The 11,806-nt window shown below is 65.4% G+C and carries 17 protein-coding genes and 1 tRNA gene; 9 read left to right on the top strand and 9 right to left on the bottom strand.

Annotated elements, in window-relative coordinates:
* Positions 1-13: 13 nt before the first annotated feature.
* Positions 14-1,888 carry an MFS transporter gene (locus VM621_RS16315; protein WP_325470015.1) on the top strand — a complete coding sequence of 625 codons (1,875 nt, stop codon included), beginning with the start codon at positions 14-16 and terminating at the stop codon, positions 1,886-1,888.
* A 1-nt stretch (position 1,889) separates the two neighbouring features.
* Here VM621_RS16315 and VM621_RS16310 read toward each other — a convergent pair whose 3' ends face one another.
* From VM621_RS16310 to VM621_RS16275, 8 genes are all read right to left on the bottom strand, one after another.
* Positions 1,890-2,756, bottom strand: coding sequence for a beta-lactamase induction protein (locus VM621_RS16310; protein ID WP_325470014.1), 867 nt, complete (start codon positions 2,754-2,756; stop codon positions 1,890-1,892).
* Between the two features lie 41 nt (positions 2,757-2,797).
* Entirely contained in the window at positions 2,798-3,787 is a 990-nt protein-coding gene (gene nudC / locus VM621_RS16305; RefSeq protein ID WP_325470013.1) for an NAD(+) diphosphatase, read from the bottom strand.
* Positions 3,788-3,800: 13 nt separating this feature from the next.
* Positions 3,801-4,178, bottom strand: coding sequence for an iron-sulfur cluster insertion protein ErpA (gene erpA / locus VM621_RS16300; RefSeq protein WP_078023462.1), 378 nt, complete (start codon positions 4,176-4,178; stop codon positions 3,801-3,803).
* A 31-nt stretch (positions 4,179-4,209) separates the two neighbouring features.
* Entirely contained in the window at positions 4,210-4,644 is a 435-nt protein-coding gene (locus VM621_RS16295) for a polymer-forming cytoskeletal protein (RefSeq protein ID WP_325470012.1), read from the bottom strand.
* Entirely contained in the window at positions 4,631-5,374 is a 744-nt protein-coding gene (locus tag VM621_RS16290) for a DUF6776 family protein (RefSeq protein WP_325470011.1), read from the bottom strand. Before VM621_RS16290 ends, VM621_RS16295 begins: the two co-directional genes overlap by 14 nt.
* 240 nt (positions 5,375-5,614) lie before the next feature.
* Positions 5,615-6,094: a bacterioferritin gene (bfr, locus tag VM621_RS16285; RefSeq protein ID WP_046966945.1), complete on the bottom strand. Its 480-nt coding sequence runs from the start codon at positions 6,092-6,094 to the stop codon at positions 5,615-5,617.
* Positions 6,095-6,200: 106 nt separating this feature from the next.
* Positions 6,201-6,404, bottom strand: a complete 204-nt coding sequence (locus VM621_RS16280) for a (2Fe-2S)-binding protein (protein WP_325470010.1) — start codon at positions 6,402-6,404, stop codon at positions 6,201-6,203.
* Positions 6,405-6,463: 59 nt separating this feature from the next.
* Complete coding sequence (locus tag VM621_RS16275) at positions 6,464-7,006, bottom strand: RNA pyrophosphohydrolase (RefSeq protein WP_325470009.1); 543 nt, start codon at positions 7,004-7,006, stop codon at positions 6,464-6,466.
* 169 nt (positions 7,007-7,175) lie between these two features.
* Between VM621_RS16275 and VM621_RS16270 the strand changes: the two genes are divergently transcribed.
* Positions 7,176-7,252 (top strand) — tRNA-Met (locus tag VM621_RS16270).
* A gap of 80 nt (positions 7,253-7,332) precedes the next feature.
* Here VM621_RS16270 and VM621_RS16265 read toward each other — a convergent pair.
* Positions 7,333-7,959: a LuxR C-terminal-related transcriptional regulator gene (locus tag VM621_RS16265; RefSeq protein ID WP_325470008.1), complete on the bottom strand. Its 627-nt coding sequence runs from the start codon at positions 7,957-7,959 to the stop codon at positions 7,333-7,335.
* 201 nt (positions 7,960-8,160) lie between these two features.
* On the opposite strand from VM621_RS16265, the gene queD reads away from it, so the two are divergent.
* From queD to VM621_RS16230, 7 genes are all read left to right on the top strand, one after another.
* Positions 8,161-8,523, top strand: a complete 363-nt coding sequence (queD, locus tag VM621_RS16260) for a 6-carboxytetrahydropterin synthase QueD (protein WP_325470007.1) — start codon at positions 8,161-8,163, stop codon at positions 8,521-8,523.
* 111 nt (positions 8,524-8,634) lie between these two features.
* Positions 8,635-8,961, top strand: coding sequence for a phasin family protein (locus VM621_RS16255; RefSeq protein ID WP_325470006.1), 327 nt, complete (start codon positions 8,635-8,637; stop codon positions 8,959-8,961).
* A 169-nt stretch (positions 8,962-9,130) separates the two neighbouring features.
* On the top strand, positions 9,131-9,496 hold the full coding sequence (locus VM621_RS16250; RefSeq protein ID WP_325470005.1) for an ATP synthase subunit I: 366 nt from the start codon (positions 9,131-9,133) through the stop codon (positions 9,494-9,496).
* A 3-nt stretch (positions 9,497-9,499) separates the two neighbouring features.
* Positions 9,500-10,339, top strand: a complete 840-nt coding sequence (atpB, locus tag VM621_RS16245) for a F0F1 ATP synthase subunit A (protein WP_325470004.1) — start codon at positions 9,500-9,502, stop codon at positions 10,337-10,339.
* 83 nt (positions 10,340-10,422) lie between these two features.
* Positions 10,423-10,710: a F0F1 ATP synthase subunit C gene (gene atpE / locus VM621_RS16240; RefSeq protein WP_325470003.1), complete on the top strand. Its 288-nt coding sequence runs from the start codon at positions 10,423-10,425 to the stop codon at positions 10,708-10,710.
* A gap of 81 nt (positions 10,711-10,791) precedes the next feature.
* Complete coding sequence (locus VM621_RS16235; RefSeq protein ID WP_325470002.1) at positions 10,792-11,262, top strand: F0F1 ATP synthase subunit B; 471 nt, start codon at positions 10,792-10,794, stop codon at positions 11,260-11,262.
* Between the two features lie 2 nt (positions 11,263-11,264).
* On the top strand, positions 11,265-11,798 hold the full coding sequence (locus VM621_RS16230) for a F0F1 ATP synthase subunit delta (RefSeq protein ID WP_325470001.1): 534 nt from the start codon (positions 11,265-11,267) through the stop codon (positions 11,796-11,798).
* The last annotated feature ends 8 nt before the right edge of the window (positions 11,799-11,806 follow it).

Here is an 11,806-nt window from a genome sequence, read left to right as displayed (position 1 = left end):
TGGTGGTCACGGAATGTCCCAGTTTTCTCTGCTCGGCAAGCGACGGTTCGCGCCCTTCTTCTGGACGCAGGCGCTCGGTGCGTTCAACGACAACGCGTTTCGCAACGCGATGGTCATGCTTGTCGCTTTCCAGATGGCCCTGCCCGATGCGCAGGTGTCGCTCTATACGAATCTCGCGCCGGCGCTGTTCATCCTGCCGTACTTTCTCTTCTCCGCCACCGCGGGGCAAATCGCCGAGAAGTTCGAGAAGACCCGCCTCATCCGCTTCGTGAAGCTGTTCGAGATCGCGGCCATGGTCATCGCCGCGGTCGGATTCTTCACCCACCACATCGCGTTGCTGCTCGTGGTGTTGTTCCTGATGGGCATGCACTCGACGATGTTCGGGCCGATCAAGTACTCGATCCTGCCGCAAGCCCTCGAGCGCGCTGAACTGGTCGGCGGCAACGCGCTGGTCGAGACGGGCACGCAGTTGGCCATGCTGGTCGGCATGATCGTCGGCAACTCGCTCATGCTGATCGCCGGCTACGGCACCCTGGCGGCGTCGCTCACCACGATCGCCATCGCCGTCACCGGTTACCTGGTGAGTCGTTCGATTCCCGCGGCGCCGGCCACGGCACCGGACCTCACCTTCAACTGGAACCCGCTGAGCGAAACCTGGCGCGTCCTCAAGCTCACCCATGAAGACCGCGCCATCTACAACGCCGTGTTGGGCATCTCGTGGTTCTGGTTCTTCGGCACGGTGATGATCGCCCAACTGCCGAATTACACGCGGCACGTGCTGGGCGGCGATGGCTCGGTGAATACGCTGGCGCTGACGCTCTTCTCGATCGGCACGGGCGTGGGCTCGCTGCTTTGCGAGAGGCTCTCCGGCAGGCGCGTGGAAATCGGCCTGGTGCCGATGGGCGCCTTTGGCCTGACCGTGTTCGCGGTGGACCTGTTCTTCGCGCATCCGGCGGTGACGTCGGGCGTCCAGCTCGGCTGGATGGCCTTCCTGGCGGTACCGGGTGCATGGCGCGTCGTGCTGGATCTCACCATGATCGGTGCGTTCGCGGGCTTCTACGTGGTGCCGTTGTTCGCCTTCGTGCAGAGTCGCGCACCGCGCGAACGGCTGTCGCGGATCATCGCCGGCAACAACATCGTCAACGCGCTGCTGATCTGCACCGCTTCGGTATTCGGTATCGGATTGACGATGCTCGGCCTCAGCGTGCCGACCATCTTCCTCATCACGGGCCTGATCAATATCGCCGTCGCGGTGTACATCTTCACGCTCGTGCCCGAGTTCATGATGCGCTTCATCACCTGGGTGCTCGTGCACACGCTTTACCGCGTCCGCGTGGACGGGCTGAAGAACGTGCCGGACGAAGGCGCGGCCCTGGTCGTCTGCAACCACGTGAGCTTCATGGATCCGCTGATCCTCATGGCCAGCGTGCGTCGGCCGATGCGCTTCGTCATGTACTACAAGATCTTCAATATCCCGGTGTTGAACTTCGTGTTCCGCACGGCAAAGGCGATTCCGATCGCCGGTCGCCACGAAGACGAGGCGCTGCTGATGCGCGCCTTCGAGCGGATCGACGAGGCGCTGGCGGCGGGCGAAGTCGTCTGCATCTTCCCCGAAGGCGGCCTGACCAAGGATGGCGGCATCGCGAATTTCCGCCCCGGTGTCGACCAGATTCTCGCGCGCCGTCCGGTACCGGTCGTGCCGTTGGCGCTGCGCGGCATGTGGGGCAGCATCTTCAGCCGGCGCGACAGCGCATTGCACCGTTCGCGCCTGCCGCGCCGGTTCTGGTCGAAGATCGAACTGGTCGGCGGCGCACCGTTGGCGGCCAGCGATGTGAATGCGTCGGTGCTGCGCGACCGGGTCGGCGAGCTTCGCGGCGACAAGGCCTGAGTCAGGCGACCCAGGCAGCGAGGACGATCACGGCGACGACGGCGAGCCACACGATGAGCACACGGCGGATCACGCGTCGTGCGTCCTCCAGTTCGGTCACCGGATCGCTCACGTCCTGCACGTAGCCGTCCCCGGCTTCGACATCGGCGTCCACGCCGGCGCGAGCGACCGCGCCGAGGAAGTCCGGCTCGAGGCGCGAACGCGGGCTCCCCGAGGTGTGGTGCCAATGCTTCCAGGCGCCGATGACGGCGTCGAAATCGGACACCAGGGCCATGGCGAACACCATCAGGTGGGCGGGAATCCAGTCCAGCGCATCGGCGACGCGCTGGGCCGTGGCGCGGGTGGCGCTGTCCAGGGCGAGCGATGCGTCGCGGCCGAGGATCTGCGCGAGCCGGTAGCCGAGGCCGCCGGCAGGGCCCAGCAACAGGAACCAGAGCATCACGCCGAAGCGGCGGCGCAGCGCGCCGTAGAACGCCGCTTCGACCAGCGCCGGAGCGAACCAGGTCAGCGCGTTCTCGTCGTGGCGCAGGGCGGCCATGGCCTCGTCGCGACGCAGCGTATCGGGCGCGCGCAGGATGGCGTCGATATCGGTTTCGATTTCACGCGGACCCAGCGCATAGACCAGGACGGCGATCGAGAAGATCAGCCACGCGAGGTCGAAGAAGGGCAGTGAGGCAAGCAGGCCGGCGATGATCGCGGCGGCGACCACGGGCACGAGCAGGACGACAGCGACGCGCCCGGGGCCGGAGGTGTCGCCCAGGCGGTTCACCCACCCGCGGAACCAGCGGTCGTCACGCCACCGCGCGAGCTGCGGCACGCTCCAGACGATGGCGAGGGCGATGAGAACGGCGAGGAGACGTAGAGCCATGGCGAGCGCGATCCGCTGGTCGATGCCCCGATTGTAGGGGATCAGCCGCGGGGCGGCGCACTCGCGATGAGTTCGTCGAGGCTGACGCCGCGCAGGCCGAGCCAGTGCTCGATCAGCCGGTAGGAAACCGAAAGCGGCGGCGGTACGCCGAGCGCACCCGTGGCCATGCCGGTCACGATGTCGTCGACGGTGAACCAACGGGCGTCTTCGAGTTCGTCATCGCGCAGGTGAATCTCGCGCGTCTTCGCCGTGGCGGTGAAGCCGACCATCAACGACGCGGGTAGCGGCCAGGGCTGCGACGAATGATAGGTCGCGTGGAGCACTTCGATGCCGGACTCCTCGCGCACTTCCCTTCGTACGGCGTCTTCCAGCGACTCGCCCGGCTCGATGAAACCGGCCAGGGTGGAATAACGTCCGGCGGGCCAGCCACGCTGGCGCCCGAGCAGGCAACGGTCGCCGTCTTCGACGATCACGATGATCGCGGCATCGGTCCGCGGGAAATGCATGTGCGCGCCATCCGGGTTCGTGCACTGCACGCGGTGGCCCGCGGCGACCACCAGGGTCGGCGCGCCGCACTGGCTGCAGAAGCGGGTCTGGCGCTGCCAATGCGTGATGCCCTTGGCGAAGGCGAACAGCCCCGCGTCGAACGCGGCGAAGGCGAGGCCCGCCTCGCGCAGCGAGACACGGCGTGCGCCGGTCAGCGTCGTAAAGAGCTCGGCCTGCGCTTCGTCGACGACGAGGGCGAACCATCCGATATCGTCGGCCAGGCCCAGGAACGTCGCCGGGATATCGCCGAAGCGCTCGCCACGCGTGGTCGGCGACATCCACTCGGGGGCGTCGTCGGCGCCGCGTGCGAATGCCTGGCCATCGCTGTCGAGGACGAGGAAGCGGCTGCTGGCCGCGCGCTCGAGTTCTTCGACCCAGAGACGATCGTCGCGTCGTTCCGCCATGCGGTCGATATCGATGCCCGCGAACACGTTCTCGCGGGCGCGCACCGCCACGGCCCGGTCGCGCTCCTGGTCGATCGTCACGCCGTGCAGCCGCTCATGCGCTGAACGAGGAGCCGCAGCCGCAGGTCGTCTTCGCGTTCGGATTGCGAATGACGAACTGGGAGCCGCTGAACGACTCCGCGTAATCGATCTCGGCCCCGGTCAGGTATTGCAGCGAGAGCGGATCGACGACGAGGGTGACACCTTCCCGGGAGACCGCGAGATCGTCCTCGGCCTGGTCCTCGTCGAAAGTGAAGCCGTATTGGAAGCCCGAGCAACCGCCGCCGCTGATGTAGACGCGCAGCTTCAGGCCGGGATTGCCTTCTTCCTCGATCAGCTGGTGCACCTTGCGGGCAGCGGCCTCGGTGAAGATCAGCGGCGCACCAGCGGACCGGTAGTCCGGGGACGGCGCCATGGGGAAGGGGTTGTTCATGCCACCCATAATGGCGCCGTTCGGCGGCAGGTCAAGCCTCGGCGGCTACCGGGGCAGCTTCGATGGCGGCCTGGGCGAGCTGGCGGACCGTGGCGGGTGCGCGGTGAATCATCTTGCCGTTCACCTGGGCACCGGCCGCCATTTCCAGCACCTGGTACTGCACGTCGCCGTCGATCCGGGCCAGCGGGGCCAGCTCCAGCCGTTCCGAGACCTCGATATCGCCGGTGACGCCTCCGTTGATCACGGCATGCGGCACCTCGATACGACCGACGACGCGCCCGGTCTCACTGATCGTGAGCACGCCGTCGCCGCTGGCATCGGCGTGGACCGAACCTTCCACGATGCCGTCCAGATGCAGGGTGCCGCTGAACTGCACGTCGCCGCGAATGGTGACCCCGCGGGCGATCAGGCTGGTGGCCGCGGCACCGACGGAGGGCGCCTGGTTCTTCCGGTTACTGCTGAACATCGTTGACCTCGTCGTTGCGGGTGGCGTCTGCCCAGGGGATCGTGCTGGTGACCGGTTCATCGCCTTCCGCGCTCGCCACGACGCGCAGGCGCGTCGGCTTGAACCCGGCCGGCAGGGTAAAGCTGCCCTGGACCTGCTGGAAGTACTTGAAGGAGAACGGCAGGCCCCGCGACGCGGCGGCCTGGCCGAGGCCCGGGCCCTCGAGCGTCGCGACCTTGTTGCCCTGGATGCCTTCCACGGCCAGGGTCAGGCTGCCCTTGAGCAGTTCCCCGCGCCGGGCGTTCTGGGTGAGGGTGACCACCACGTTCCAGGCATTCGGCGAACCCTTCACGGGCTCGGTCCGCGCGCCCTGCACCTTGAGGCCGTCGCGCTGGCCATTGCCGCCGACGAGCCGCGAGTAAAAGGCGAGGTCGGTGCGCAGACCGCTGATTTCTTCGTCGCGCTCGGCCAGGTTCCGTGTCAGTTCCTTCGCCGCAATGCCGGCGACCTGGCTGGCCCGTTGCAGATTGGCCACCTGCTGGCGCAAATCCTCGACCTCCGCACTGGACACCCCGCCGTTGCTCCGGGCGGCGGCGACCGCCGGCCCGTGTCCGGCGATCAGCCAGGCAAGCCAGCCGACCACGATGAGGCTGGCCGCCCAGGCGCCGAGCAAGATGACTCGCTTGCGGCCCTCGCGCACCGTGTCGGCGAGGGTGCGCACGACAAACCGTGGTGGGTGCCGCGAGGCCATGCAGAATTCCGTGGAGAGGGCGTGAAGGCCGGATGGTATAGCCCGCCCCTCCCCCCAGGGTCAACCAAGCGACCCAAGACCTCTCGAATTCTGGGAGCCGGGTCACCCTTGGAAACGCGCTCGGACGTCGATAGCGCTTCGCTGCAGGAGCCGATTCATCGGCGAAGGGTGCTAGCGATCGCTCCCAAGAAAAAGCCGCCTCACCGGCGGCTTTTCCCAACGCAGGCACGAAATGCGGAATCAGTCGGACAGCTTGCCGACCTTGCTCAGCATGTAACGTTCCGGTCCGATGTCCGAGATCAGGCTGAACTGCGTCTCGAGCCAGTCGATGTGCTCTTCTTCCTGGCCAAGGATGAACTTGAACAGGTCGCGGCTGACGAAATCGTGGATGCCCTCGCTATAGGCAATGGCCTCGCGCAGGTCCTTGGTGGCGATCATCTCGAGGTCGAGGTCGCCCTGGAGGGCTTCGACCACGTTCTCGCCGATGCGCAACTTGCCCAGATGCTGGAGATTCGGCAGCCCGTCGAGGAAGAGGATCCGCTCGATGAGTTTGTCCGCATGCTTCATCTCCTCGATCGACTCTTCGTACTCGTGCTTGGCGAGTTCGTTGTAGCCCCAGTCCTTGAACATCCGGTAATGCAGGAAGTACTGGTTAATGGCGGCGAGCTCGTTGTAGAGCACCTTGTTGAGGAATTCGATGACCTTTGCGTCGCCCTTCATGAGGGGTCTCCCTGACTGTTAAGGGCATGACTATACGTCGCGGCGAAAGCGCACGACGAAACGAGAATGAAGACGGTTCGCGTCCGCGAACGCGCTGCGAAAGGGCTCAGGCCGGCGTCGGCAGGAAGCTCAGCACCGACCGCGTCTGCTCGACGGCATCGCGCAGGCACTGGCGGGCTTCGGGCTCACAGGCGCCACAGCAATCCGAGCAGCCCGTGCGGGCCTGCAACTGGGCGAACGACTCCACTCCCTCGGCCGCGGCGCGGCGGATGGCGTGGTCGGTGACGGCGTTGCACATGCAGATGTACATGGGTGCGCATTCGAATACGAATGCGAACGATTGTCAACTACACAGATGTGAAGGCGGGCTTATTCGCCGCCGCGGGCCAGGCGCAGCGCCTCGGCTTCCTGCGGGCAGGTGCCTATGGTGACCGAGCAGGTCACCTCGACGGTCGGGGCAAACTGGCGCAGCGCCCGTTCGTAGACCTGGCGCTTGAAGTTCACCACGTGGTTGGCCGGATACCAGAAGTCCACCCAGCGCCAGAGGTCGAACTCGGGCTTCTCGCAGGCGTCGAGCTTGAGTGCGTCTTCGCTGCCGGTCAGCCGCAACAGGAACCAGACCTGCTTCTGGCCGATGCAGGTGGGGCGCTGGTGATGGCGGACAAAGCGGCTCGGCAGCCGGTATTTCAGCCAGCCCCGGGTTTCCGCCAGCACTTCCACGTGGTGGGCGTGCAGGCCGGTTTCTTCTTCCAGTTCGCGGTACATCGCCTCCAGCGGCGTCTCGTCGCTGCGCATGCCGCCCTGGGGGAACTGCCAGCCGTCACGATTGACCCGGCGCGCCCAGAACAGGCGGCCGTCCCCGTTGAGGAGAACGATCCCCACATTCGGTCGATAGCCATCAGCGTCGATCATCCGCCCTCCGCGAACCTGCCGCGCCAGCCGGCGGTGGCCGGATTCACGCGATACGGTCGATTCAACCACACCGCGAGAAGCGTGTACAAGGCGCCACTTGAACGGGAAGCCCGCGCCGATTAAACTGCCCGGCCTTCGCGAGCCCGTCTCGCGGACGACCAGGTTTCACGGCTAGGTAGCTCAGCTGGTCAGAGCGCGGCACTCATAATGCTGAGGTCGGCGGTTCGAGCCCGCCTCTAGCCACCAGAAAAAAAGAAGGCCGCGCCCCCTGGGTGCGGCCTTTTTTCTTGCCCGGTCGGCGCCGGCCGTCGTTCCCGGGTGAGCCTTTAGTCGACCGCGACGGGCATCGCGATCGCCGGCTCGTCGAGGTAGGGCGACACCGTCCCGTCCAGGACGGCACGCGCCAGTTCCACCACATTGTGTACGCGAAGCTTGGCCATGAGGTTTGCCCTGTGAAGCTCGACGGTCTTCGGGCTGATGTCGAGCTCGCCGGCGATCACCTTGTTGAGCTTGCCTTGCATGATGCCGTCGAGGACCTGGGACTCGCGGCGTGTCAGGCCCACACCCGGTCGCAACGAGGTGGCGTGCGACGTCACGGTCGCCCCATCCTTGCCGGTTTCGTCGTCGGGCAGTGGCATCAGGAAGACCGCTTCGAAAGGCCCCGAGGCTGCGTCGATGGCCTGGCGGGTCATCCGGAATCGCCGCGCGGGTGCATGCCGGTCGCGAAAAACGACCTCGCCGGCATCGCCGTCCGGTTCCAGATGGCGGTCGATCCACGCCGGACCGGCGCGCCCCCGGCTGATGCCGAACTCGCTGAGGAAGGCTCCGTTGACCATGACGACCCGCCCGCTGTCGCGCTGCCAGACGGCGCAGGGCCAGGGCAGGGCAGCGAACACTTCCTCGGACAGTGCGCACAGCGGCGCACTGTCGAGCGAACCACGTCCAAGGCACATGATGCCTCCCGGTTGAAGTGGCTTGAGGAGCCCCCCGGCTCCCCGCGTCTAGTTACCAACGTAACGGTTATCCCATGAAAGCGACGAAGATCATGGGCGTCATCAGTGAAAATGCGAACCCCGTCGTGAAGACGCGGTTAACGGAAATCGTTTACGTAACTGTCCGTTACAATGGGCAATCACTTCATCGATCCGGCTTCCATGCGCATCTTCAAGACCTTCAACATCGAGGCGGCCCACCGGCTGCCGAATGTGCCCCAGGGACACAAGTGCGCGCGGCTGCACGGGCATTCCTTTCGCGTAGAGCTGCACGTCGAAGGGCCGACCGACCCCGTGTTCGGCTGGGTGATGGACTTCGGCGACCTGAAGGCGCGATTCCAGCCGCTCTACGATCGCCTCGATCATCATTACCTCAACGACATCGACGGCCTGGATAATCCCACCAGCGAAAACCTCGCGCGTTGGATCTTCGAGCGTCTCCGTGTCGATGTGCCCGGCCTGGCCAGGGTCGTCGTGCATGAAACCTGCACGTCCGGTGCCGAGTTTTCGGCCGACATGCTCTGATCGCGCATTAGGTTCGAGAGGCAAAAGCTGCCTGCGCAGGAATTCGCGGTTGCCGCGTTGCAGCAGACGGGTCTACACTCCGGCACCTCCCCGTTCCCCGACGGTTGCCCGATGTCCCACGCAAACGGTTATGCCGATTTCGCCCGTTTCGTCGAACAGGCTGCCGCCGCACAGGCGCTTGCCTGGCGCGGTATGGAGCGGGTCGCCGATCTGCACCTCCAGGCGCTCGAAGGGCATGCACGTGCCGCCACGGGCCTAATGGCGGATGCCATGTCCGCGACGGATGCCACGGCGATGCGTGCATGGATGGCTCGCGGCGGCGACCTCCAGCGTCAAGGCGTGGAGCGTGCGGCATCCGCCGCCGGCGACATCTTCGATGTGGCTGTAGAGACGGCCACATCCCTCGGCGCACTGGCAGGTCAGCCCGCCCGGGCCTGACCTACCGCGGCTCCCTCGCCAACGACGCGACGGATGTCGCGCCGGCGGGTGGTTATGGCCTTTCTTCGCTTGTCCCGTTGTTTACGGCACTGGTATACTTTTCCAGATTAAACCGTGGCCCGTTGAACCATCTGGTGCCGCCTTCGAGCGAAACCACGGGAGCCTCGCGTTGCTCAACAGTCTTGCAGCCGGTCGTCATCTCGCCATGCGCGTCGTTTTCGCGCAGCTGGTGGTGGCCGTCATCGCCGGGCTTGCATTTCTCCTGCAGGGGCGTCCGGCCGGTCTGGCCGCCTTTGCCGGTGCCCTGATCGTCGCTATCGCCACCGCGCTGCTCGCTGCGCGGGCGTTCAGTGCGCTGGGAGGTGCGGGAGCAACGTTCGTCCGCTTTCTCGTGGGCATGATCCTTCGCTGGATCGTCCTCATCGGTGGACTGGCGCTCGTTCTGGTTCAGTGGAAGCTGCCACCCTTGCCCGCGTTGGCGGGACTGGTGGCGGCCTTCGCGGTCAATGTATTTGCATTCAGATTCAAGGGTTGAGGCATGGCGAGCGAACCGCAAGGCGGTCTGACCGAATACATCCAGCACCACCTGAACCACATGACGGTGAATTTCAGCACCGACCATGGGGCGTTCTGGAACCTGCGCGTCGACTCCCTGGTGGTGTCGTTCGTGCTCGGTGCCGCGTTCTGCCTGTGGTTCTGGCTGTTCGCCCGCAAGGCGACCTCCGGCGTGCCCTCGAAGGGTCAGGCACTGGTCGAGCTGGCGATCGAATTCGTCGACACCCAGGTCAAGGACACCTTCCACGGCGACCGTCGCACGGTCACCCCGCTGGCGTTGTCCATCTTCATGTGGGTGTTCTTCATGAACGCGATGGACCTGCTCCCGGTGGATCTCGCCGGCTGGCTGGTGCATACGTTCGCCGGCGCCGAGACCGCGCACCACACGTACTTCCGCATGGTGCCGACCGCGGACATCAACACCACGATCGGTCTGTCGCTGGCCGTCATCCTCATCGTGATCGGCCACGGTATCAAGGCCAAGGGCGGCTTCGGCTACGGCAAGGAAATGCTGACCGCGCCGTTCCACGCCGAAAGCACGGTCGCCAAGATCGTCCTGCTGATTCCCAACCTGCTTCTCAACGTCGTCGAAACGCTGTCGAAACCCGTGTCGCTCGCGATGCGACTGTTCGGCAACATGTACGGTGGCGAATTGGTGTTCATGCTGATCGCCGGCCTGATGGTGAGCTGGATCGGCTTCGTGCCTGGCGTCGTGTTCAACACGGCCTGGGCGATCTTCCACATCCTGATCATCGCCCTCCAGGCGTTCATCTTCATGATGCTGACGATCGTCTATATCGCCACGGCGCGTGAACACCACTAACTCACCGCACCGACGTTAGACCCAGTCCATTCTGTTTCGTTTCACACCACCCTTTCGACTTTAAGAAATCCCAGGAGAACACCATGGAACTCACCGCACTCTTCGCACACGTGCAGGGCATGACCGCCATCGCCATCGGCGTCATCATCGGCCTCGGCGCGCTCGGTGCGTGTCTCGGTATCGCCATCATGGGCTCGAAGTTCCTCGAGTCGGCCGCCCGCCAGCCGGAACTGGTTCCGCTGCTGCAGGGTCGCATGTTCCTGCTCGCCGGCCTGATCGACGCGGCGTTCATCATCGGCCTGGCGATCGCCCTGCTGCTCGCTTTCTCGAACCCGCTGATCGGCGTTCTGCGCACCGCTTCCGGCGGCTGAGCACGTGTTCGTCTTGTCGTCGTGGCGTAACCCGCCACGGCGACCGTCAGTACCCCAGCGTTCGGAGTCTTTGGAGAGATCATGGAAATTAACATGACCTTCCTGGGCCAGATGATCTCTTTTGCGATCCTGGTCTGGTTCACCACCAAGTTCATCTGGCCCCAGCTCAACGGTGCCATCGAAGAACGCCAGAAGAAGGTGGCCGAAGGGCTCGCCGCGGCAGAGCGTGCTCGTGCCGAGCTGAAGGATGCCGACGCCAAGGTCGCTGTCGAGATCAAGCAGGCTCGCCTCCAGGCGACCGAGATCATCGACAAGGCCCAGCAGCAGGCCAACCAGCTTCTCGAGAAGGCCCGCGCCGAAGCGACCGGCGAGATCAACCGTTTGAAGGCCCAAGCCGAGGACGAGATCGCGTCGATGGCCCAGCGTGCCCGTGAACAGCTTCGCGAACAGGTCGGCGCCCTCGCCGTGCGTGGCGCGGAGAAGATCGTGCAGCGTGAAATCGATCCGGCGGCCCACAAGGCGCTGCTCGATCAACTCGCCGCCGAGATCTGATCATGGCCCAGGCGCTCACCCTCGCCCGTCCCTACGCACGCGCCGCTTTCGAAGTGGCGCATGCGTCGGGTTCGCTCGCCGACTGGTCCCATGCGCTGAACTTCGCGGCCGTGGTTGCGGCCGATCCGCGCGTTGCCGAGCTTTACAACGACCCGCGTGTGCTCCCGGCCCAGCTGGTTGCCCTGCACCTGCCGCAGGGCATGGCCACCGATGCGCCGTTCGCCAACTTCCTCGCGGAACTGGCCGAGAACGGCCGCATGGTGCTGCTGCCGGAAATCGCGGCGCTCTACGACGACTACAAGCGTGAGTCGGAACAGACCCTCAAGGTCAAGGTCACGAGCGCGCTGGATCTCGATACCGCGCAGGCAGACCTGCTGCGCACCTCGCTGAAGCGCCGCTTCAAGCGCGAGATCGAACTGGATACGCACGTCGATCCGGCCTTGCTCGGGGGTGTCGTCATCGACACCGGTGAGCAGGTCATCGACGGTTCCGCGCGCGGCCGCCTGCAGCGGCTCGCCAGCGCGCTGACGCACTGATACGAGAT

The sequence above is a fragment of the Luteibacter sp. genome (genome assembly GCF_035539195.1).
Classification (GTDB): domain Bacteria; phylum Pseudomonadota; class Gammaproteobacteria; order Xanthomonadales; family Rhodanobacteraceae; genus Luteibacter.
The sequence above is the reverse complement of the archived record's forward strand: the minus strand, read 5'-3'. Positions and strand labels throughout refer to the sequence as shown.